The organism is Corynebacterium sp. CCM 9204, assembly GCF_041357695.1.
Lineage (GTDB): Bacteria > Actinomycetota > Actinomycetes > Mycobacteriales > Mycobacteriaceae > Corynebacterium.
The window spans coordinates 46649-67194 of the sequence record NZ_JAUERX010000006.1 but is presented as its reverse complement, the minus strand read 5'-3'; the positions used below and the strand labels follow the sequence as shown (position 1 = coordinate 67194).

The following is a 20546-nucleotide window of genomic DNA, read 5'->3' as shown; positions in this document are numbered from 1 at the left end:
CGGTGGATGTCCGTCCATGAGAACGCCGCCCACCGTACGGTGGGCGGCGTTCTTGACGTTCTTGAGCGGGCTACTTCTTTTGGGCGGCGCCGGCGTAACGCTCAGCGACATCATCCCAGTTGAAGACGTTCCACACGGCCTTGACGTAATCAGCCTTGACGTTCTTGTACTGGAGGTAGAAGGCGTGCTCCCACATGTCCAGCATGAGTAGCGGGGTCAGGTTGGCGGAGATGTTGCCCTGCTGGTCGGTGAGCTGCTCAATGATGAGGCGTCCACCGATGTGGTCGTATCCCAGGACGGCCCAACCGGATCCCTGAAGTCCGAGAGCAGCACCGGAGAAGTGCTCCTTGAACTTCTCGAAGGAGCCAAAGTCCCGTTCGATCGCTTCCGCCAGTTCGCCGGTGGGCTCGCCGCCACCATTGGGGGAGAGGTTCTTCCAGAATATGGAGTGGTTGGTGTGTCCACCGAGGTTGAACGCGAGGTTCTTCGACAGTGCGGTGACTTCGTCGCCGATGGTGCCATTCTCGCGGGCCTTGGCGAGTGCCTCCAGTGCGGCGTTGGCGCCCTTGACGTAGTTCGCGTGATGCTTGGAGTGGTGTAGCTCCATGATCTCGGCTGCAATGTGCGGCTCTAGAGCATCGTACGCGTAATCCAGTTCGGGGAGTTCGTAGTAAGTCGTCATGTGAAAAACCTTTCGTAAAAGAATGAGCGTGGAACATGTCCGCGTCGTTGCCCCATGATAGGGCAACGCCGAATAAGGTCACACGTCTATCACAAAATTGTTATAAGTACGCCCCTGCGAACATGGGCCATCGGGGCTGTCGCCTGCTGCTATTGTTTCAATCCCCCGACTGGGGGTGAAAATGCGGAAACGCGGTGACCCGTCATCGGGGCCTAAGCTGGTGGTCACAGAAATATCGCCGAGAAAGGGTCTAACGCAGTATGGGATGGTTAATCGGACGTAATCCAGAGATGGTCACCGCAGATACCGCACTCAAGGGGGGCACACACCCCGTTCTGAACGACCCTCAGCCGCACGCGGTCCTCGGTACCCCGATTACGGGTCCCTGGAGTGAAGGGCAGCGCAGCCTTCTTATCGGGATCGGGTGTTTCTGGGGAGCCGAGAAAATCTTCTGGGAATTGGAGGGAGTCGAGGCGACCTCCGTGGGCTATGCGGGTGGATACACTCCGAACCCCACCTACCGTGAAGTCTGTACCGGGCGCACCGGGCATGCGGAGGTCGTCGAAGTCGTGTTTGACCCTGCCCGTATATCCTTGCAGCGGATCGTCGCCACCGCCCTCGAAGCCCACGATCCCACCCAGGGGTTCCGGCAAGGTAATGATGTGGGAACTCAGTATCGATCAGCCTTCTATACCCTCGGAGACACCGTCACCTCGCGGGATGATGCAACTGTCATTCGCATGATGGTCACTGAGTACGGTGAGAGACTCTCCGGAGCTGGATACGGGCCCGTAACCACCGAGATTCTTCCTTTGGCTGAGACCCCCGCGGGTGACTACTACCGTGCCGAGGACCATCATCAGCAGTATCTGTACAAGAATCCCGGCGGATACTGTCCCCACCATTCCACCGGAGTCGCATGCGGGGTGCCGGAATAGGGCGTTCCCCTAACGACGGCCCCCGTGCTCCGTGGGTGGCGGTGGGCCTGGCTGAACTCAGATACGGAATATGGTCGGCGTCGCTGCCCGCGTGTGCAACCATCCGGCTATCGGAAACGCTATGAGAGCGATCAGCGTCAATATCCCGACGAGTGCACCGAGTATCCCGCCGGATGAGTCCGGAAGTTGTGAAGAAGAACCCGACGCAGGGGGCGCCGGTGCGATACCCAGCTCATCATCGGTCAGAGGGCGACCCTCGAGGGTGATTCTGTCAACGTACATCTTCCGAACCGGGAAGGGATCTGCATCGCTGGCGGGGTGGGCCCAGCTCTGGTTCTCCACGTACTGGTTGAGGATGATCCTCCAGGATTGATCAAGAATTTTCGTGAACTGCTTGTCTGTCGTACGCAGATCATCGAAAGTGATGTGATCCCGCTCGTCGTACGGAGGGGTATCGTCGTACAGGGCAGGTTTCCCGTTGACGAAGAACTTCAGGGCGTCGGGACTGGTTTCGACTTTCCACGTCTGCCATTCGTCTGCGAGATCCTTCCCCTCGGTGAAAATTCGCCCGGCCCGCTTCGTACCGTTCTCATCGCAACTGAAGTGAACGGTGGACACTGACTGCTTTGAGCGCCAGGGCCACGAGTAGTGCTCGACCAGGTCTAGTTCGCCGTAGAGACTGTCGGAGTCTCCTCTGCTGCATGTCCGGTGGTTGTTCTGCATCCAGATGGCGCTGCGAAGCCCATCTTCGCCGCCGGTAACGATTTTTGCCCGAGTTTCCATGGTGAATACACCGGTGGCGATCCAGTCGGTCTGGAGACGTGCTGAGGTGTACCGGGTTATTTTTCCCTCGGGGCAGGGATCCTCGACGATGTTGTCCTCGGTCAAGGCCTCGCCCTGCTCGGATATGCAGTGTCGTGCAGTGGTTATTTCCAGCATTCCATCTCGGACCTGGACCGCATCCGGGGTCAGGACCAGTTTTTCGTTCTTATAGTCCGGTTGATCAAAGATGGTCCAGCGATTCAGTGATTCCGGGGAATCAAATTCCTCGACCCATTGATATGGACCGTCGTACACGGTCGGGGTCGTGGCTCCAGCGTGTACAGGGGCGAGTGAGCCGAGGGAAAACGCTGTGATGACTGCTGCTGCGGTTACACTTCTGCGAGCTGTTCGGGAAGTCGGCATATTTTCTCCATACGTTGAAATGTGTAGTCGATTGAATTGATGAGCAACATCGTGTGGGCGTCAGGTTTGTACGCATGGGGACTCCCGAAGCGTCGGATTGGTCTTGGAATCAGATGATGTCGTTCTGTATGTGAATACTTCGACGTGCAGGTAGGCCCAGTTAGATATTCTGATAATACCTAACTGGGCCTTAAAATGTCCGGTGAACGGAGGAAAAACCGGAAGTGCTGCCACCCGGGTGTGTTCAGAAGGGGATTGCGTCGAGGCTTGTGGCCCCTGGGTCGCCGTCGATCGCCGGAGCTCCGTCGCGGTTCAGCCAGAATGCAGACATACCAGCTCGTCTGGGGGCGGCAACATCATTCTCGTAGTTGTCTCCGATCATCACCGCTCGATCCGCCGGTACATCGAGTATCGAGAGGGCCTTCGCGTAGCACTCGGGCCGGGGCTTTGCGACACCGAGGTCGCCGGATGCCAGCAGATGGACACCGGGCAGATCGAGTCCGGTGTACCGGAGCTTTGCGGACTGTATTTCGGTGACACTGTTGGTGAGTATCCCGACGCGGGCTCCGGTGGCCAGTGCGCGGTGGAGGGCTGGGGCGGCATCCGGGAATGCGCACCATGCCTCACGGTAGAGCGTGAGAAAACGGCCGAAGAGTTCGTCGCAGGAGGAATCGGATAGGGTTCCGTCCCCGGTAAATTCCCGGGTCCGTCCGCGGCGTTGTTCAGGATGGCTCACATCGCCCCGCTCGTAGGCAGCAAACCACCGGCGTTCTATCTCGAACCATCGGGAGGTCTGGTCGCCGTCGAAACCCAGTTCATGTGCCCAGATCCGGGCTGCGGTCCGGGCTGCGGTGGTGTGGTCGACCAGAGTGCCGTCGAGGTCGAAGATGATCGCATTGTAATCCACGCCACGGAGGCTAGCAGTTTTCGGGTTTCGGCATGTAGGGTAGCCCGCGGCGAGGGCCCGGTGGGGCTACTGCCCCGCTGGTCCGGGACCGGTTCCGAGCACAGCCATCTGGAGGAAACAACGACGTGGACGAGCACACGGCCGAGCAGGCCCAGCACCTCATCGATAGTGGTGAGATCGACGATATTCTCGATGAGATGGGTCAACGCATCATCAATGGGTCCATAACCCGCTTGGACGAAGCCTCCGATCATCTCGCCGAACAGTTACTGAACTCTCGGCTTGACTGCCGAGACGCGCGTGGCTCCGTGGAGAACGTCTCGGAGGCTCTTGCCCGACGAGTATGGGGGACCTGTCAGCGAACGGCCCGCCGCTGGGCTGACGAGGAGACCGACGTGGATCGTCTTCTCGCGGCGTTCGCTGAACTTCACGAATCCGGGATAGTGTCTGCCCTCTTCAGTGACTGGAAATCCATGGCGATCACGTCCGATCATCGGGGTGCTGTGCTCGTTCGCCGCGATGACTGGCAGGATCTCAGTTTCCTGCATCGACGTCGCCTCACGCTCAGCTATGTTGGTGCCGCCGATGATGAGGCGGAGATCGGGCGGGAGCTCACCGCAGCGTTACGCGGGGCAGGTCTTCCTGCTTCCGCTCCACACCACGGACGGGTGACGGTGCGGGTGCTGTGGAAATGGCATGTCCCGGATCTGGTCACCGTCTGATTCTTCGGGATTCGGGGATTCCGATCGGGCGTTTTCTCGCGGGCGTGGCTCCAACGGCATGTTTTCAGCGATAGATTCCTCACATTTTCCACATGAAGCAACATAAACGGGCATCATGGATGGTGGAAGAACGTAGTGCGTCGGACAACCGACGCCCAGTAGCCGGATCCACTGGGCCCGGCAGGGAGAAGGTATCCATGAAGGTCAGTGTCGGAAACAAGATTGTTCTCATCGGCGCCGGAGATGTCGGCGTCGCTTACGCGTTCGCCCTCATCAACCAGGGCATCTGTGACCACCTCGCGATCATCGATATCGATGAGAAGAAGCTTGAGGGTAACGTCATGGATCTCAATCACGGTGTCGTGTGGGCGCCTTCCCGCACGAAGGTGACCAAGGGTACGTACGCGGATTGTTCCGATGCCGCTATGGTTGTCATCTGCGCCGGGGCCGCTCAGAAACCGGGCGAAACTCGTTTGCAGTTGGTTGATAAGAACATGAGGATCATGAAGTCCATTGTTGATGACGTCATGGCCAATGACTTTGACGGTATCTTCCTCGTCGCATCCAACCCCGTGGACATTCTCACGTATGCAGTGTGGAAATACTCCGGTCTCCCTGCACACCGGGTCATCGGGTCCGGTACGGTCCTCGACTCGGCTCGTTTCCGGTATATGCTCGGTGAACTGTACGAGGTCGCCCCGACTTCCGTGCACTCCTACATTATCGGTGAACATGGCGACACAGAACTGCCCGTCCTCTCTTCGGCAACGATCGCCGGTGTTTCCATGCGTAAGCAGTTGGAAAAGGATCCGGAGCTCGAATCTAAGCTGGAGAAGATCTTCGAGGACACCCGTGACATGGCGTACAAGATTATCGACGCCAAAGGGTCGACGTCTTACGGCATCGGTATGGGGCTCGCTCGTATCAGCCGTGCCGTTCTCCAGAACCAGGATGTCGCAGTTCCCGTAGCAGCACTGCTGCGCGGTGAGTATGGTGAGGAGAACATCTACATCGGTACCCCGGCCGTCGTGAACCGCCGTGGTATCCGGCGAGTTGTTGAATTGGAGCTCACCGAACACGAGATGGAACGGTTCAAGCACTCCGCGAACACGTTGCGTGCGATCCAGGAGAAGTTCTTCCCGGCCGAGGACACCAAATAGTCTGTTCCTTCGATGTCGGTTGTACGGCGGTGCAGGTGCGCATTCGGGTGCGTGCCTGCACCGCCTTTTGTGTCAGTTCCCTGTGGATGGACCGGGATGGGATAATGGGATCGTGACTGCTCAACCGTCCACAGCCATAACCCGAATCATCGCGCATCGGGGTGATTGCGAGAACTATCCGGAGTTGACGCTCCCGGCCTTCACATCGGCTCTCGATGTTGGAGCTGACGGCATTGAATGTGATGTCCGGCTGAGTGCGTGTGGCACGGTCATGTGCATTCATGACCCGATTGTCAATCGTGTCAGCAACGGGTCCGGGCGCGTGTCGGCTATGACGCTCGACGAGTTGCGGCGGTTGAACTTCGGTACTTCCGTGAATCCTCAGCCTCCGCTTCGGCTGGATGATGTTCTAGAACTTATTTCGGCTTACCCTGATCGTGAGTTATTCATCGAGACGAAGCACCCGTTGCGTTTCGGCCGGGAACTCGAGGAACAGGTTGCGCTCCGGCTCCGCTATTTCGGTCTGCTGGATGATCCGCGTATCCGCATCATTTCTTTTTCCCCATTGTCTATTCTCCGCATGCGGAGATTAGCTCCGGCGATCCCCCGGATCCACCTGCGCAGGAAACGGTGTCCTCTCTTCGATACGATCGTGCAGGCACGCGGCAGGGTATCTGGTTGGGGAGTCTCCGTGGAGCAAGCCAAGGATGATCCCTCCAGAATCAGATACGGTGGGCTCCCCGGATATATGTGGACCGTTGATGACCCCCGGGACATAGCATGGGCGGCGGAACACGGTGTACGGTGGCTTGCCACCAATCGGCCCGGTTCGGCGTTGCGCATTCTTGGCCGGTAGCACCCGAGCGGGTGCACAGCGGGTATCTTCGAGGCATGGCCAAAAAGAAGAAGAAGAATGAAAATCTCCCCGAGGGTATGAGTCGTCGCCAGGCGAAGCTCGCCGCCCGTGCCGCCGAGCGTGCCGCCCTGGACCGGGATCCCCGGCCTTATGAGGGGCTCGCGATGGAAGCGGACCTGGTTGCGCTGCAGGAGTTTGTGCCTTCGGCGTCCGCTGAACTGAAGGTTGAGGGTATCGACGAGCCGGTTGTCCTCTGCACTGTGCTTCCCGGGGCCGTGGCAGCGGTGACACGTGAGAGCGCTGATGGGGGCGTTGAACGTCTCGTGGCGCTTCAGGTGCAGATGCACAGTCATAATCCCGGCCGTGATCTGGCATTCGCGCTGAGCTGGGTGAAGGACGCGGAGCCCGGTCAGACCCTTGAATCCACCGTCGCCGATGGAAGTCAGCCGGACCTGAAGGAGTTGATTGACCCGGCGACAACGTTGAAGCCCGTCTCTTACGACACCTTTGATTGGTGGCTCGCTGAGGGCGCTGTTCTTGATCCAAGGCTGAAGCAGGGGATCGAGCAGGCGAATGCCGCGATCATACCGTCCGCAGAGATCACAGCAGATATCGAGGGCACTGTCTGGTGGATCGATCCGGGTGAGAAGGCGCATGTCCGGTGGATCAGACTGGAGAACGAGGACAAGCTCATAGCGGCTCTTGCTCGTATCGCGGCAGCAGGTGAACTGACGCTCGGTGAGGGCACCAAATTTGCCGGGGTGTTCCGAACGCACGGTCTCGCTGTTCCAGTCTTCGATCTTCCCCGGGAAACGTCACCGGGTGAGTTTGTGGCACCATTGGAGGCCCTGGACAAGAAGATCAACCGTGAGTTGGCCAATGATGCTGAATTGACCGCGGACGAGCGTAGACAGCTCGACAACATCAAGTCCCGGCAAGTCACCATTCGCTAGCGGCGCACTAGGTTTCGTGAGGGAACCCGGTACCGCGTGGAATGGCTACTGGATCCCCTCACGTCTGCGAGTCACCTCATCGAGTTGAACAACATCTGTGCGGCAGTCTCGTCCCACAGCACCACGTTGCCCACGTTGGTGTCCTGGAAACCACCCACGGGAACGGTTTCAGTGACGACGCCCGAGCGCATCGCCAGTGCGAGGCGCGCCAGGTGCCAGATGTGGTCACCGGTACCTACCGTGAATGTTCCGCTAGCGCGACTGATCAACGGTGCCAGACGGAATGGGTTGAGCAGGGTCGTCGGGCTCGTGGCCTTCTCCATCAGCGCGGAGAGGAACTCCCGTTGGTGCGCCACGCGGTCCAGGTCGCCCATGGCGAAGGCCCTGCTACGGACGTAACCGAGGGCTTCGGGTCCGGTCAGTTCCTGGCATCCCTCGGGGAGGTTGATGTTCGCCAGAGGATCGTTGATGGCTTCACTGACACACATCTCCACGCCTCCGACAGCGTCAACGAGCCCGGAGAAACCGCCGAACCCGATTTCCGCGTAGTGGTCGACATGAAGTCCGGTCGCCTGCTCGACGGTTTCCGTGAGGAGCTGTGGCCCCCCGAAGGTGAACGCCGCGTTGATCTTGTTCATGCCGTAACCCGGGACATTGACGTAGGAATCCCGGGGAATGGACACCAGTGTTGGTTTCGATCCGCGCCCGTAGTGCAGCAGCATGATCGTGTCGGTCCGGCCCACACCGATGTCACCACCGGTACCGAGAGTGTCGATCTCCTTTTGGGTGAGCCCTTGTCGGGAATCAGACCCGACAAGTAACCAGTTCGTGCCTGCAGTATTCGCCACCTGCTGCGTGGGGGTCGCTTCAACGCGGTTCAGTTTCGCATCGGCCCACAGTCCGATGACGACAGTCAGTGTGAGAACTATCCCGATGATGAGCAGAAACGGTGTCATACACCCGGCTCCGCAGCCCCGGCGGGGTGCAGCACGTCGTGATCGGGGCCGGGGGCTTGGATTCCATTCACCGCCACTGCGGCGGGGAGTAGCAACAGGGGGCTGCGGGGGCGGTACCACCGGATCGCGTCGGTAGGTGGGAGGCGTACGATCCTGCGGCCGGTATTGCGTGGGCCGGACAGAGGGGTTCCCGGGCCGGGCGGAGGGACGCACCTGTGACCGGGGTGTGTAACGCGGGACGGGTGCTTCCCGAGGGGGTGGATTAACCGGCCTAGCTGGCCCGGATGGGCGAGGTTCCCGGGATGAATTGTGCTGAATGGGCCGCCCGGTGCCCCCGGCAGGGCGGGAACCTCGGGGCCTGCGACGTACTGGCCTACCGAAACGGTCAAGAATGGGGCGGCCCCTGCTGTCACGGGCGATGTCGTCCGGCAGTTCACCATTGTGGGACGGGCCTCGAGAATCCATGGAAACCACACTAGCGGAGACTAGACCCCGAACAGACCCCTCAACCCCAACGGACCGGCAAGTGTGCTGTATCCGACGAATGCCACCGCATCAATGAGAAAGTGAGCCAGGACGAGCGGCCACACGCGTTGGGTGCGGGTGAATAACCAGGCGAAGATGAGGCCCATCACTATATTACCCAGGCCTGCGGAAAAGCCCTGGTAAAGATGATAACTCCCGCGTAAGACAGCGGAGGAACCGATCGCGGCGGGTGGGGACCAGCCGAGCTGGCGTAGCCGGGTCACCAACCAGAACACCACGACGGTTTCCTCTGCGAACGCGTTCGCGAAAGACCACAGCAGCAGCACCGGAATTTCCCACCACGCCGAATCCAACGTGGTGGGAACCACCTGACGGCTGAACCCCAGATGCACCGCGGCCAGGTAGAACATGAGCCCCGGAATGCCGATCATCGCGGCGAGACCAGCTCCCCGGAACCAGTCGCGACCAGATAACGGTCGTATCCGTATTCCGGTGGTGGAAAGCAGAAACAACACCAGTAGGCCCCAACCGGTGAGAACCGACGCCGAACACAACTGCAGAGCAGGTTCCAACCAGTGAACGTTCGCCTGCGGCGTAGTGAGTGCCACTTTCTGGCTGTTCAACGGTTCCGGGGCCAGCGTGGCGTCGATGAGCCGGAGTGCTGAACGCACCCCGGACATACCGAACGTCACCAGCAGAACGACACCGATCTCCGTACGAATCCGCCGTACCATGTCAGGTGAGGTCACGGATGGATCTCCGAGGCTACACCGAGCAACTCGTCGAAGGACGCCCGCACAGAACCCAGATGGATTCCCACAGGAGGGCGCCCCGTCACGGGTACCGGTACACTCACCGCGGCGCCACCCGTCATGTTGAACAATGTTGCCCATGGTGTCCACCGTGTTTGTTCCGCAAAATCCTCTGGTGGTTCTAACCGGGAGAAATGACCAATTTCCGGAGGGTCGAAAGCCAATGTCGGGGTGAGGAGGACATCAATCTTCCACGCGGTGAGAATCGTCTGCCGCACCGAGTCAAAATCCCGGATGGCTTCTACGCGCCGCGCCTCGGACAGTGCCCCGCCCCGTTTCCGCAACCATCCGATGATGTCACTCGCCGGACCGGGGATGTGCACGGATCGGGAGGCGAGAACGTCAGCGAATGCCGCAAATGGACGGTGTCCGTAGGGACGGAAAACCTCCTGCACCCGGTGCCCGAGATCGGACAGTCGATCCGCAACCGAACACACTGTGGAGATCATCGTCGGAGAAACCCGTCCGTCGCCGTGCAACGGCTCGACGAGCACCCCGACTCGCAACGGTCGGCGCACGGGGATCGCTCCGAACAAGAATGCCGCGTCAGCGATGGTCCGGGTAATGAATCCCTGGGCGGTGGGTACGCCTCCCTGACTGTTGTGTGGTGGTTTCACGCCCACCGTTCCCGTTGCCGCAGCCGGTACCCGGATGGAACCGCCACCGTCGGACGCATGGGCGGCATCAACGAGACCTCGTGCAACCGCGACGGCGGCTCCGCCGGATGAGCCGCCGGGGGTTCTCCCCGGCCACAGGGGGTTCTCGACGGCCGACATACCCACTGGTTCGCAGTATGCGGTCATCCCCATCTCGGAAGTCTGGGTCTTCCCCGGAATGATGACTCCCTCCGCGAGGAGTCGGGCAGCCCGGGGATCGGTTTCCGTGGGATGGGTACGCCGGGTGATGGAACCGTAGGAACACGGGAATCCGGCGACGGGCATGAGATCCTTGATCGGCAGAATGAGACCGTGGAGACGCCCCCGTTGGGATAGGGGAAGCGAGTCGAGGAATTGGGCGTGACGCAGCGCGAGTTCCGGGTCGGTCGCGGAGAAACCACTCAGCTCGGGGCTGGTGTCAACGAGAGCCGTCAATGCTGTGGATACGTCAGACACCGCAGAAGCTGCGCCGAGACGCATTCGCTCCACACGGGCGGCAATGGGCTCAACGGACATGGTCAGCAGATTACCCGCTGCGGGGATGGGGGGTCGGAGCGGACTACACTTCATGAACATGAAGAATGTCGTCGCTTATCTGGGGCCCGAGGGTACCTTCACGGAAGCTGCCCTGATCTCCTTCCATGAGCGTGGCAGCTTCGGCCCGGGAGACATCGGAAAGCTCGCGGTCGCAAGCCCCCATGAAGCTCTCGCGGCCGTGCGCGCGGGTGCTGCGCAGTACGCGTGTGTCGCCATCGAGAATTCCGTCGACGGGCCGGTGACGCATACCTTCGATGCTCTTGCGGACGGCGAGGGCGTGCGTATTCTCGCGGAAACGGAGATCGAGATCAGTTTTTCCGTGATGGTGCGGCCCGGGGCATCCGCGGGTACTGTCCGGAGCTTCTCGACACACCCTGTCGCGCGGCAGCAGGTCCGTCAGTGGACCGACCGTTCATTCCCAGGTGCGGAGTTCATTGCCGCCTCGTCCAACGCCGCCGCCGCGAAAGCGGTTGCGGAGGGGCGGGTTGATGCGGCGGTTGCCCCCAGACGGGCCGCGGATGTTTTCAATCTGGAGCGTATTGCCGATGACGTGATCGATGTTCCAGGGGCCCGGACCCGCTTTGTGGTCGTGGGGTCTGTGCAAGTGCCACCCGTGCGGACCGGAAACGACAGGACCGCCGTCGTGTTCACACTGCCCAACCGGCCGGGAACTCTGGTCTCTGCGCTGACCATTTTCGCGGATCGCGGTATCGATTTGACCAGGATCGAGTCCCGCCCGACGCGGACATGCCTGGGAACATATCGTTTCCACATCGATATCGCGGGTCACATAGACGAGGCTGAGACCAGGGATGCGCTCCATGACCTGAACGAACTCGCGGAAGAAATGACATATCTCGGGTCCTGGCCAGTGACGGACGGGCAGAGCTAGATGAGGGGTTGAGCTGGGTTGCGGTTACCCCCAACCCAGCTCATGCAGTTCGTCGTCGTCGAGGCCGAAGTGGTGGCCGATCTCATGTCCGACGGTGATGCGGACCTGTTCGATCAGCTCCTCTTCGCTGGTGCAGTAATCGAGCATGGCCTCCTTGTAGATGGTGATCGAGGACGGTAGCCCGGTGTGGTTGGCGAGGCGTTCCGGTAGCGGGACCCCGTGATAGAGCCCGAGGATGCAGGGCGAGTCAGGGTTGTAGTCCTCGATCAGGATGGCCACGTTTCTGAGGTTGTCGAGGAATTTATCGGGAATCTGAGCGAAGCCCATGTCCACGAGTTCGTTGAAACGTTCGTCGGAGATGTTGATCACTGGCGTCCTTGTTGTCGTGGAGCGTGAGCTACTGGCGTAGGGGATCGCGTTCGGGTTGGGGTGCCGGGGGCGCGCCATCGATGAGGAACGGCCCCGTGGCTGCGCCCTCGAGAGTGGCGAAGCGCCCCTCTCCGTTCGCCTTGAACAGTGCGCAGTTGACGGTATTGGCGCCTCCAGTCCAGGCGTTGGCGTCGATGGCGGTCCAGAACGATTCGAGGGTGGAGTAATAGAAGGGGTCATCGCCACCGAGGTGGGTGGTGGCGGCCTGGGTGCATGCGCCCTTGAGGAAGGCGTCCTGTTCCTCGACGGTGGGGGTGCCCTCGGGGAAGACGGGCTTGAGGTCGATTACTGCGGTGATTTCGAGCTGGTGCGGCTCGGCGCAGTCCACGGCACGGGGTGCTCCGGCGGCATCGATGGTGACGCATTCACCGGGCTGGAAGATCCTGGACTGGTCCTGCTCCGCGGCGCGTCCGCGAGTGGTCAACGTCTGGCCGGTGTCATCGGTGACCTGGACTCCGCAGAGCATAGTGCGGTCGCCGGCCTCCCATGCGCTCGCCGGAGGGAGAATGGGCGCAATGGAGTAACGGCCGCGTGGCGTGTAACGCCCTCCCAGGTAATCGATGGTGGGGGTCTTGCAGAGCTCTTCGCGCAGTTGCGCCTGCCGGGTGAGGTTGGGTGCGGGGGCGGAGGAGCCGAACTCACTCGAGGGGTAGGTGGCGAGATCTTCGCGTGCGGAGACCTCGAAGCGGTGATCGGTGGCGCAGTCGGTTTTCTCGAAGTTAGATACCGTGCCGTCGGGTGCGACATCCCAGGTGAGGCAGTCGCCGACGTCAGCGGTGGTGAAAGGAGCGGTAGACGGTGCGCTGGTGGAGGTTACTGCGGCGCCTGTCGATGCCATGGTGGTCCTGGCTCCGGTGTCGACACCATCGTCTGCGGAGGTCTCCGCGGCGACGTGGTTGTAGGAGCCGACGCCGACGGCTGCGACGAGCATCGCGATCAGCCCGGCCTGTACCGCGGTGGCTGAACGCCACGATCTGGTTGCTTTCATGATTCCTCCATCATGCCGGGTACATGGGACAGGTGCACGCTCCCTCCACGGCTTGGGTCACTCTCTGCCTGTTTCTGTAGCGCGTTCCACACGCGTTTTTAGTGCGTAGCGATCCGTTCGGTAGAGGGATGCGCACCATTCCACGGGGTGTTCCCGGGAGAACGATCGCCGGACGATCATCAGTAACGCCGTTCCAGGTTCCACATCGAGGGCGAGGGCTGTCTCATCGTCCGCGTTCACGGCGGTGGCGGTCTGCTCGGCCCCGGTGACGGGCATGCCGTAGACCTTGTCGAGGATGCCGTAGACGGAGTGGTGGATGTCGTTGTCCAGCAGGTCGGGGGCGTGGAGACTGTTGTACCAACCGTCGTCGATTGAGTAGGGGCGGCCGTCGCCCAGTCGGACACGTCGCAGATGGATGTGGGGCCGTTCAGCCACGCCGAAGAAGGTTTCCACCTGTCGTGGTGCGGTCTCCCGCTCGGCGAGGAGGATCGTGGACGTGGCCTGTAGCCCCTGTGCGCTCATCTCGGAGGAGAAGGAAGCCAGGTGTAATCGGGAGATGAGTGGGGTGGGGGCGACGAAGGTGCCTTTCCCCCGGGCGCGCTTCAGTCTGCCGGATGCGACAAGATCCCCGATGGCACGCCGTACGGTGATGCGGGACACCCCGAAAGTCTCCTCGAGCACCCGCTCCCCGGGCAGCATGTCGCCGGGGGCGAGTCTGGTGGTGCAGATTTCCTCGAGAATTTCCCTGAGTTGTGCGTGCTTCGGTTTCGGCCCATCAGTGAGGTGGCGGGCCGGTAGAACCGGAAACTTCGGGGAGGACACCATGTGAACAGTATACTTCGCTGGTAATAACCGGATGATGGTCCTTTTTAGGATCAGCACCACCCGGGACCGGGGACCGCCGGGTTCGGTAGGCTGGCAACCGTGATTGATCTCAAATTCCTCCGTGACAACCCCGACGTGGTCCGTGCCTCACAGCGCACCCGCGGCGAGGACCCAGGCCTCGTCGATCGGTTGATCGCCGCTGACGCCACCCGCAGAGAGGCGATCGTCGCCGCGGACAGCCTTCGCTCCGAGCAGAAGGCCTTCGGAAAGAAGATCGGCCAGGCCGCACCTGAGGACCGCCCCGCCCTGCTCGCCGGTTCCAACGAGTTGAAGGCCAAGGTCAAGGAAGCGGAGGCCACTCAGAAGCGGGCTGCAGAGGAGGTGGAGCGGCTTCAACTGAGTATCGGGAACATCGTGGAAGGCGCGCCTGCGGGAGGTGAAGATGATTTCATCGTCCTCGAGCACGTCGGTGAGCCCCCCAGCTTCGATTTCGAACCCAAGGATCACCTGGAACTTGGTGAGTCGCTCGGGATTCTCGATGTCGAGCGGGGCACCAAGGTCTCCGGGTCCCGTTTCTACTTCCTGACCGGATTCGGGGCTCTTCTACAGCTCGGTATGCTGACCCTCGCCGCGCAGCGTGCCACCGCCGCCGGCTTCACCCTCATGGTTCCACCGGTGCTCGTCCGTCCCGAAACCATGCAGGGTACTGGTTTTCTGGACAGTCACGCTGACGAGATCTACCACCTTGAAGAGGATGATCTCTATCTCGTGGGCACCAGCGAAGTGGCACTCGCCGGATACCACTCCGGCGAGATCATCGACCTCTCCGACGGCCCACTGCGCTATGCCGGTTGGTCTTCCTGTTTCCGCCGTGAGGCCGGATCCTACGGCAAGGACACCCGAGGTATCCTGCGTGTCCACCAGTTCGACAAAGTCGAGATGTTCAGTTGGTGCAAGCCCGAGGACGCTGTTTCCGAACACCAGGCACTCCTCCAGATGGAACGCGACATGCTCGCCGCCGTCGAGGTTCCCTACCGCATCATTGATGTCGCGGGCGGTGACCTCGGTAGTTCCGCAGCCCGGAAATTTGACACCGAGGCGTGGGTTCCAACCCAGGGCACCTACCGCGAGTTAACCTCAACCTCGAATTGCACGACATTCCAGGCCCGTCGCCTCAAGGTCCGCTACCGGGATGATGAGGGACGTACCCAACCCTGTGCCACTCTGAATGGAACGCTGGCTACGACGCGGTGGCTTGTCGCGATCCTCGAGAACAATCAGCAGGCGGACGGTTCCGTCCGGATTCCCGAGGCGCTGCGGCCCTTCGTCGGGCGTGAGATCCTTGAACCAGTGAAATAGACGCCCCGCCTCCAAGGAATAGGCACCCCACCTGCGGAAGGGGCGGGTGTCGATAAAAGCAGGCCGACACAGACAGGATTCCCATGACGCAGCGTGACTTCATCCGGGAGGGAATCTTCCGCTACCCTGCGGACCTCATCCGGGTGCCCGACCATCCGACCGAGGCGAACGAGCCGTTCTACTCCCGTATCGTCGCTCTCGTCCGCTCACTGATGAGAGTGCAGGACATCACCATCACCATTGAGGGCGTGGAGAATGTCCCACTTGAAGGTGGTGCTCTGCTCGCCTACAACCACACTGGTTACTATGATTTCATCTTCGGTGGGGTGGCCGGGTATTTCCGCGGACGCAGGCTCGTCCGTTTTATGGCGAAACGCGAGATTTACGATGTCCCCGTCGTCGGGTGGTTCATGAACCGCATGCATCACATCCGGGTTGACCGGTCCGCGGGCCGCGGTGCTCTTGACGAGGCGGTGAACAGGCTCCGTGGCGGCCAGCTCGTCGGAATCTTCCCCGAGGGCACCATCTCCCGCAGTTTTGAGATGGACAGATTCAAGACCGGTGCCGCCCGGATCGCCGATGCCGCCGGGGTGCCCCTCATCCCGGTCGCGATGTGGGGATCCCAACGGATCATCAGTAAAGGCGTCCCCCGCAACCTCGGACGCAAGCACATTCCAGTCTGGATCCGGATCGGTGAGCCGATCTCGGCGAACGGTGATCCCGTTGAGGTCACCGAGAGACTCCGTGATGCTGTCGCTGGCCTCCTCGACGGCGTCCGTGCGGACTACGCCGCAGAATATGGCGCCTTCGAGGGGGCGCCATGGATGCCCGCATCTCTCGGAGGCAGCGCCCCCACCCTCGAGGAAGCGGCGGTGATCACCGCGGAAAAGAAACAGGCTCGCGCAGACAGGAAGGCCGCCCGGGCCGCTGCCCGCGCGGACCGCCGCGCGGACTTCGCCCTTGAGCGGATCACCGAACGCGGCCGTGCACTTCCCGCCCGGATCTGTCGTGTCCTCGACCGATTACGTGATTTCCTCCGGGAGCTGCGGTGAGTCGTCCCCTGCTTGTCGGAAGCGATATCGACGGCACGCTGATCACGGGTACGGAACGTATCAGCCCACGTACCCGTGATTGTCTCCGCAGATTCATCAATGCCGGTGGTGCTCTGGTGCTCGCAACCGGACGTCCACCGCGCTGGCTTCTTCCCGTGCTTGAACAGCTTCCGGTCCGGCCGATGGCTGTCTGCGCCAACGGGGCCGTTCTCTACGACAGTGCGGTTGACCAGATCGTCGAGACTCATCCACTCTATCCCCGGCAACTGCGAACCATCGTTGACACCGCACGGGATATCTTCGCCGGTGACGGAGGCGTGGGCATTGCCGTCGAACGCGCCGGAACCAGCGCCTTCGACCCGCAACCCGAACTATTCATCATCGCCCCGGACTGGGCGCACGCCTGGCCGACGATCAATTTCGGTGAAGCCTCTGAAGATGAACTCCTCGCAGAACCCGCCATCAAGCTCCTCCTCCGCAACGAGGAACTCGACAGTGCGGACATGTACCGGCGGCTCGCTCCAGAGATCTCACCCGAACTGGCACACCTCACCTACTCGTTCAGTGATGGGCTGCTCGAGTTCGCGGCTCCTGGCATCACCAAGGCAACTGGTCTCCGTGGTATCGCCCGAATCCTCGGAACCCCCTCTGAAAGGGTAATTTGTTTCGGCGACATGCCCAACGACATCGAGATGCTCCGTTGGGCCGGAACTGGCGTAGCCATGGGAAACGCGGCCCCTGAGGTGAAGGCAGCCGCCGATCTGACGACTCTCACCAATAATGAGGATGGGCTGGCCGCTGTACTCGAACGCTGGTACTGATCCGATCCCACTATCACTCTGTGGCGAATATTGTTCGGCAGCGTTGTATAGTAGCACTGTAGCTATGAAACGAAATGTGGGCAGCAGAGATAGTAGAACTGGCAGGACGGTGCTACCACTGATGCTTTGCGGACGATAAGTCCGGGTCATCGATCCGAGGAAGTCAACCGCAGCCGGTCCTCCACCGGTTGGCGGTTTCCCATCTGCACAAAGATAACTGCGTGGTCATAATGCCCGGAGGGGGCCCGTGACCGCCGGAAAACGGGGAACGGTGAAAGATATCAGAGAAGAAAAGAAGAAGGCTGAGGGGGGTCGACGTGGTCGCCCGCTGACGGTATCTCGCGAGCGGGTCATCGAGATTGCCGCGGATCACATCATGACCAAGGGTGCCGCAGGCTTTTCGATGAGGGGGGTTGCCGAGGAAATCGGTGTCACGGCGATGGCTTTGTACCACCATTTCGATTCCAAAAACAGTCTCATCGCAGAAGCGTTTCTTCACACACTCAAAGCCGGTAGTCCCGCAGAGCTACCGTCTGATCCGGTGGACCGGATCGTCGCGATCTGCATGGAGATCATCGACCACCTGGAGAAGTTTCCCTTCGCCAAGGAAGTGATCGTCTCCGGGGAAGATACCGCCATCGTATTCGGATCGCTCTACCGTGATTTCGCGATGACCGCCCACAGGTCGGGGGTTCCCGGTCCGAACATCGTCCGTAGCGTCCAGGCTCTCCGCCGGATCATCGTCGGAGAGGTCATCGCACGTCAGGTCGACAGAAACGCCACCGAAACCGGACAGTCCCCCTATCGTAGTGAGAGCCTCTTCGAGACGCTCCCCTGGGACATCGATCGTGCCGCGGAACTGCTGGAGGAAAGCGCCCGTACCTACTCGGTCGATGAGCTTCTTCGCACTGTCGCCGTGGAGATGCTCGGCGAACGCGTCCATACCTGAACCTGACCGGAAGGTTCACGAGACGCGTGGAGGGGCGGCCGGGTTCATCGGCCGCCCCTCCACTTTCTCCAACTAGGACTCGTGGATGTCCACCGTCCCAGTCTCCGGATCGAACGTGATCCATCCGCCCTGGAAATCGGTACGGATCAGATTGCCGTCCCGAAATTCCTCGTTCACGGGCATACCCAGCGGACCTGCATCAAAGCCCTGTGCCGCCCACGCATCACCGATGGCGCCCCAGATGGCGTGGGTACCGCTTTCAGGTGATGACACGATCAAGCCCCCATCAAACGGCGTGACCTCGATCCGGGAGTTTCGGGCTCCCACCGGTGTCGCCACCTGCGTACCTCCACGCGGAGAACCGAGAACGGGTCCGGCCACAGCGGAGACCCGATCCCAGGTTCGCTTCACTTTCGGGTCACTGCTGAACGACACCGCCTTTTCAACCAGGGCCGGAACATCTGAGAGTTTCAGGCCCGCGATGACTGGGGTTTTACCAATCTGTGAGATGCGTTGTTGTCCGTCTTCCCTGGAAACGAGGAATGCGACCGTGATCGCCAGGAGAGAACCGGCGACGCCGAGGATTGAATTGAGCTTCCCTCCACTGCTGGTGAGATAGTCAGGGGCAGGGGCAGGTTCAGGAATCGGCTGAGGTGTCGGGGCTGGAGCCTCGGTTTTCTCATCATCGGACAGGGACTCATCGACATTCGTGGTGTCACCCTGCAGCAACGCGCGGTACTTCGTGTTGGCCAGTGCCCGGATGGTTCCCATCTGGGCGTACCCCGCATCACCGGGGCATTCCGTAAGATCGACGTCCCGGTGCGCGAAGATGTTCGGCAACCTGACCGGTGTGCCCTTAGGGTACTGCGTGTATGACGACCCCTCGGAATAGTGGGTGTCATAGCCCAGGGGATCAATGCCGGCGACCTTCGCACGCCACCCGGCGAGCTCACCGACGGCCGCCAGCATTGTCGGATTCGGGGTGACATCCTGGTAGTTGCCGATCATCGAGATGGCCCACGTGTTCTCGTTGAAACCACCGGCGTGCGCGCCCTGCACCGCCCGATTCATTCCGCCGTAACGGCCCTCGTAGATTTGACCGAACTTGTCCACCAACGACTGATACCCGATGTCGCACCAGCCCAACGTCTGTGCATGGTACTGGTAGATACCGCGAACGATGCCCGCAGCCTGGGCGCGATCATACTGGTTGGACCCGGCCGTATGGTGAATGGTCAGCCCACTGACCTTATCGTCGTAGGTGACGTTTCCACAGCGCTTCGACTCATCGGCACCCCATCCCTTCCGGGAGATGATTTTCGGCATGCCGCGGGCATCCTCTTCGGCATTCACCAGATCCACCGACGGCACAGCAGACGCCTTGCCGTCAACGAAAACAGCCTCGATGGCGTTGGCGTCGATGACCTCTGCAACAGGTGCGATCTCACCGACATCGACAGTGGTCGTGTGGTTGACCTCGCTCACCGGGATTCCTTCAACCGGCGGTACCCCCGCAAATGCCGCAGGCTGCTCGGCCGGAACCGTCGGGGTGTCGACAAGCTCATCATCGGAGGCCTCTGTGGCCGCGACCCCGGCACCGTTGTCGGGATCTCCCGGTAGGACATCCACATTCGCCGTCGACACCTGAACCGTATGCGTCGGCTCAATATAGATCAGCTCAGTGCCGTTCTTTCCCGCGGGATTCTGAACATCACCTGCAGGCTCCGCGTCGTACCAGGGGCTCCACGATCCGTCCGCGCGTTTCGCACGGAAGAAAGCAGCGATGTCCTTCTCCCCATGCCATGTCAGGGCGAACATGGAGAATTCCTCGTCCCGGGTGAACTCCTTCACCGTTTTGGGGCCGGTCGTCTCCGATCCCTGGCTGATCACCGCGGCATCAGAAACGACCACGTTCTCGCCCGTGGCGAAATTTTCGGTGGTTACGGCGGCGGTGACCGGATCTCCACCGACGGTGTCGGTCCGGAGAATCGGCTGGTTACCCACACCGACCATCACGGTGGTGATCAAAGCGGCGGAAAGAACCACCGCGAGGGCTGGGCGTCTGGACTGCGTGGTGATGCGGCGTCGCTGCTTCACGTTCTGGTTCTCCTCGGTGGGACAGGTGGGCTGTTCCGGTACCTCGCAGAACCTGCGGGGTACCGGAACATGCTCAAGTGTCGAAAGATGCTGTTGCCGATCCCCGAACCTCACCGATTCTGCGGGATATGTGGGATCAGTGGGGCAAAAGGAACAGCAGACTAGGTTTGTGGCCTATGGTAACAGTGTTGATCGTGTGACAGGTGGGGGTTGGCGGCGTGTCGCGCGGAGAACCGTGGAGAACCTACACACGGTCCCGGAACAACTGGAGCGGTCCGAACCTG

20 protein-coding genes are annotated in these 20546 nt (G+C 61.0%); 10 read left to right on the top strand and 10 right to left on the bottom strand.

All coding sequences use genetic code 11. The features are described 5' to 3' along the window. Window positions 1-70: 70 nt before the first annotated feature. Window positions 71-682: a superoxide dismutase gene (locus QWU43_RS10995; RefSeq protein ID WP_370917869.1), complete on the bottom strand. Its 612-nt coding sequence runs from the start codon at window positions 680-682 to the stop codon at window positions 71-73. Window positions 683-942: 260 nt separating this feature from the next. On the opposite strand from QWU43_RS10995, the gene msrA reads away from it, so the two are divergent. After that, window positions 943-1620: a peptide-methionine (S)-S-oxide reductase MsrA gene (gene msrA / locus QWU43_RS10990; RefSeq protein WP_370917868.1), complete on the top strand. Its 678-nt coding sequence runs from the start codon at window positions 943-945 to the stop codon at window positions 1618-1620. Between the two features lie 57 nt (window positions 1621-1677). Here the strand turns inward: msrA and QWU43_RS10985 are convergent, their stop codons facing one another. Next, window positions 1678-2805, bottom strand: a complete 1128-nt coding sequence (locus QWU43_RS10985) for a hypothetical protein (RefSeq protein ID WP_370917867.1) — start codon at window positions 2803-2805, stop codon at window positions 1678-1680. Between the two features lie 244 nt (window positions 2806-3049). Next, window positions 3050-3712, bottom strand: a complete 663-nt coding sequence (locus QWU43_RS10980) for an HAD family hydrolase (RefSeq protein WP_370917866.1) — start codon at window positions 3710-3712, stop codon at window positions 3050-3052. Window positions 3713-3837: 125 nt separating this feature from the next. On the opposite strand from QWU43_RS10980, the gene QWU43_RS10975 reads away from it, so the two are divergent. From QWU43_RS10975 to QWU43_RS10960, 4 genes are all read left to right on the top strand, one after another. Further along, window positions 3838-4434 carry a hypothetical protein gene (locus tag QWU43_RS10975; RefSeq protein ID WP_370917865.1) on the top strand — a complete coding sequence of 199 codons (597 nt, stop codon included), beginning with the start codon at window positions 3838-3840 and terminating at the stop codon, window positions 4432-4434. A gap of 197 nt (window positions 4435-4631) precedes the next feature. Further along, a complete protein-coding gene (locus QWU43_RS10970) occupies window positions 4632-5594 on the top strand; it encodes an L-lactate dehydrogenase (RefSeq protein WP_370915580.1) in 963 nt (320 codons plus the stop codon). A gap of 112 nt (window positions 5595-5706) precedes the next feature. Continuing rightward, on the top strand, window positions 5707-6450 hold the full coding sequence (locus tag QWU43_RS10965; RefSeq protein ID WP_370915398.1) for a glycerophosphodiester phosphodiesterase family protein: 744 nt from the start codon (window positions 5707-5709) through the stop codon (window positions 6448-6450). 35 nt (window positions 6451-6485) lie between these two features. Beyond that, window positions 6486-7403, top strand: coding sequence for a DUF5926 family protein (locus QWU43_RS10960; RefSeq protein ID WP_370917864.1), 918 nt, complete (start codon window positions 6486-6488; stop codon window positions 7401-7403). 71 nt (window positions 7404-7474) lie between these two features. Here QWU43_RS10960 and QWU43_RS10955 read toward each other — a convergent pair whose 3' ends face one another. The 3 genes from QWU43_RS10955 to QWU43_RS10945 all read right to left on the bottom strand — a co-directional run bounded on the left by QWU43_RS10955 (window position 7475) and on the right by QWU43_RS10945 (window position 10793). After that, complete coding sequence (locus QWU43_RS10955; protein WP_370915400.1) at window positions 7475-8359, bottom strand: LCP family protein; 885 nt, start codon at window positions 8357-8359, stop codon at window positions 7475-7477. Between the two features lie 485 nt (window positions 8360-8844). Beyond that, the gene (locus QWU43_RS10950; RefSeq protein WP_370915581.1) at window positions 8845-9579 is read right to left on the bottom strand and encodes a CPBP family intramembrane glutamic endopeptidase; all 735 of its coding nucleotides are present in this window, start codon (window positions 9577-9579) and stop codon (window positions 8845-8847) included. Window positions 9580-9590: 11 nt separating this feature from the next. Beyond that, on the bottom strand, window positions 9591-10793 hold the full coding sequence (locus tag QWU43_RS10945; protein WP_370915582.1) for an amidase: 1203 nt from the start codon (window positions 10791-10793) through the stop codon (window positions 9591-9593). A 94-nt stretch (window positions 10794-10887) separates the two neighbouring features. Here QWU43_RS10945 and pheA point away from each other — a divergent pair, with 94 nt between their 5' ends. Next, window positions 10888-11742, top strand: coding sequence for a prephenate dehydratase (pheA, locus tag QWU43_RS10940; protein ID WP_370915401.1), 855 nt, complete (start codon window positions 10888-10890; stop codon window positions 11740-11742). A gap of 24 nt (window positions 11743-11766) precedes the next feature. On the opposite strand, the gene QWU43_RS10935 is transcribed toward pheA, so the two are convergent. From QWU43_RS10935 to QWU43_RS10925, 3 genes are read right to left on the bottom strand one after another with little or no spacing between them, the layout of a single operon-like run. Next, window positions 11767-12111, bottom strand: a complete 345-nt coding sequence (locus QWU43_RS10935) for a metallopeptidase family protein (protein WP_370915402.1) — start codon at window positions 12109-12111, stop codon at window positions 11767-11769. A 28-nt stretch (window positions 12112-12139) separates the two neighbouring features. Beyond that, window positions 12140-13159 (bottom strand): septum formation family protein, encoded by a 1020-nt coding sequence (locus QWU43_RS10930; RefSeq protein WP_370917863.1) that lies wholly within the window; start codon window positions 13157-13159, stop codon window positions 12140-12142. Window positions 13160-13216: 57 nt separating this feature from the next. Further along, window positions 13217-13984 (bottom strand): GntR family transcriptional regulator, encoded by a 768-nt coding sequence (locus QWU43_RS10925; protein WP_370915404.1) that lies wholly within the window; start codon window positions 13982-13984, stop codon window positions 13217-13219. Between the two features lie 99 nt (window positions 13985-14083). On the opposite strand from QWU43_RS10925, the gene serS reads away from it, so the two are divergent. The 4 genes from serS (at window position 14084) to QWU43_RS10905 (ending at window position 18165) form a co-directional block, all read left to right on the top strand. Beyond that, window positions 14084-15343 carry a serine--tRNA ligase gene (serS, locus tag QWU43_RS10920; RefSeq protein WP_370915405.1) on the top strand — a complete coding sequence of 420 codons (1260 nt, stop codon included), beginning with the start codon at window positions 14084-14086 and terminating at the stop codon, window positions 15341-15343. Window positions 15344-15426: 83 nt separating this feature from the next. Then, the gene (locus tag QWU43_RS10915; RefSeq protein WP_370915406.1) at window positions 15427-16395 is read left to right on the top strand and encodes a lysophospholipid acyltransferase family protein; all 969 of its coding nucleotides are present in this window, start codon (window positions 15427-15429) and stop codon (window positions 16393-16395) included. Further along, window positions 16392-17216, top strand: a complete 825-nt coding sequence (locus tag QWU43_RS10910) for an HAD family hydrolase (protein WP_370915407.1) — start codon at window positions 16392-16394, stop codon at window positions 17214-17216. Before QWU43_RS10915 ends, QWU43_RS10910 begins: the two co-directional genes overlap by 4 nt. 271 nt (window positions 17217-17487) lie before the next feature. Then, window positions 17488-18165 carry a TetR/AcrR family transcriptional regulator gene (locus QWU43_RS10905; protein ID WP_370917862.1) on the top strand — a complete coding sequence of 226 codons (678 nt, stop codon included), beginning with the start codon at window positions 17488-17490 and terminating at the stop codon, window positions 18163-18165. Between the two features lie 72 nt (window positions 18166-18237). Here the strand turns inward: QWU43_RS10905 and QWU43_RS10900 are convergent, their stop codons facing one another. Beyond that, the gene (locus QWU43_RS10900; protein WP_370917861.1) at window positions 18238-20262 is read right to left on the bottom strand and encodes an N-acetylmuramoyl-L-alanine amidase; all 2025 of its coding nucleotides are present in this window, start codon (window positions 20260-20262) and stop codon (window positions 18238-18240) included. Between the last annotated feature and the right edge of the window lie 284 nt (window positions 20263-20546).

What these genes read in the sequence shown, in the direction of transcription:
- msrA (WP_370917868.1), top strand. Translation starts at nt 943, where the DNA reads ATGGGATGGTTAATCGGACGTAATCCAGAGATGGTCACCGCAGATACC.
- QWU43_RS10945 (WP_370915582.1), bottom strand. Translation starts at nt 10,793, where the DNA reads ATGCGTCTCGGCGCAGCTTCTGCGGTGTCTGACGTATCCACAGCATTG.
- QWU43_RS10960 (WP_370917864.1), top strand. Translation starts at nt 6,486, where the DNA reads ATGGCCAAAAAGAAGAAGAAGAATGAAAATCTCCCCGAGGGTATGAGT.
- QWU43_RS10985 (WP_370917867.1), bottom strand. Translation starts at nt 2,805, where the DNA reads ATGCCGACTTCCCGAACAGCTCGCAGAAGTGTAACCGCAGCAGCAGTC.
- QWU43_RS10970 (WP_370915580.1), top strand. Translation starts at nt 4,632, where the DNA reads ATGAAGGTCAGTGTCGGAAACAAGATTGTTCTCATCGGCGCCGGAGAT.
- QWU43_RS10950 (WP_370915581.1), bottom strand. Translation starts at nt 9,579, where the DNA reads ATGGTACGGCGGATTCGTACGGAGATCGGTGTCGTTCTGCTGGTGACG.
- QWU43_RS10925 (WP_370915404.1), bottom strand. Translation starts at nt 13,984, where the DNA reads ATGGTGTCCTCCCCGAAGTTTCCGGTTCTACCGGCCCGCCACCTCACT.
- QWU43_RS10915 (WP_370915406.1), top strand. Translation starts at nt 15,427, where the DNA reads ATGACGCAGCGTGACTTCATCCGGGAGGGAATCTTCCGCTACCCTGCG.
- QWU43_RS10955 (WP_370915400.1), bottom strand. Translation starts at nt 8,359, where the DNA reads ATGACACCGTTTCTGCTCATCATCGGGATAGTTCTCACACTGACTGTC.
- pheA (WP_370915401.1), top strand. Translation starts at nt 10,888, where the DNA reads ATGAAGAATGTCGTCGCTTATCTGGGGCCCGAGGGTACCTTCACGGAA.
- QWU43_RS10930 (WP_370917863.1), bottom strand. Translation starts at nt 13,159, where the DNA reads ATGAAAGCAACCAGATCGTGGCGTTCAGCCACCGCGGTACAGGCCGGG.
- QWU43_RS10995 (WP_370917869.1), bottom strand. Translation starts at nt 682, where the DNA reads ATGACGACTTACTACGAACTCCCCGAACTGGATTACGCGTACGATGCT.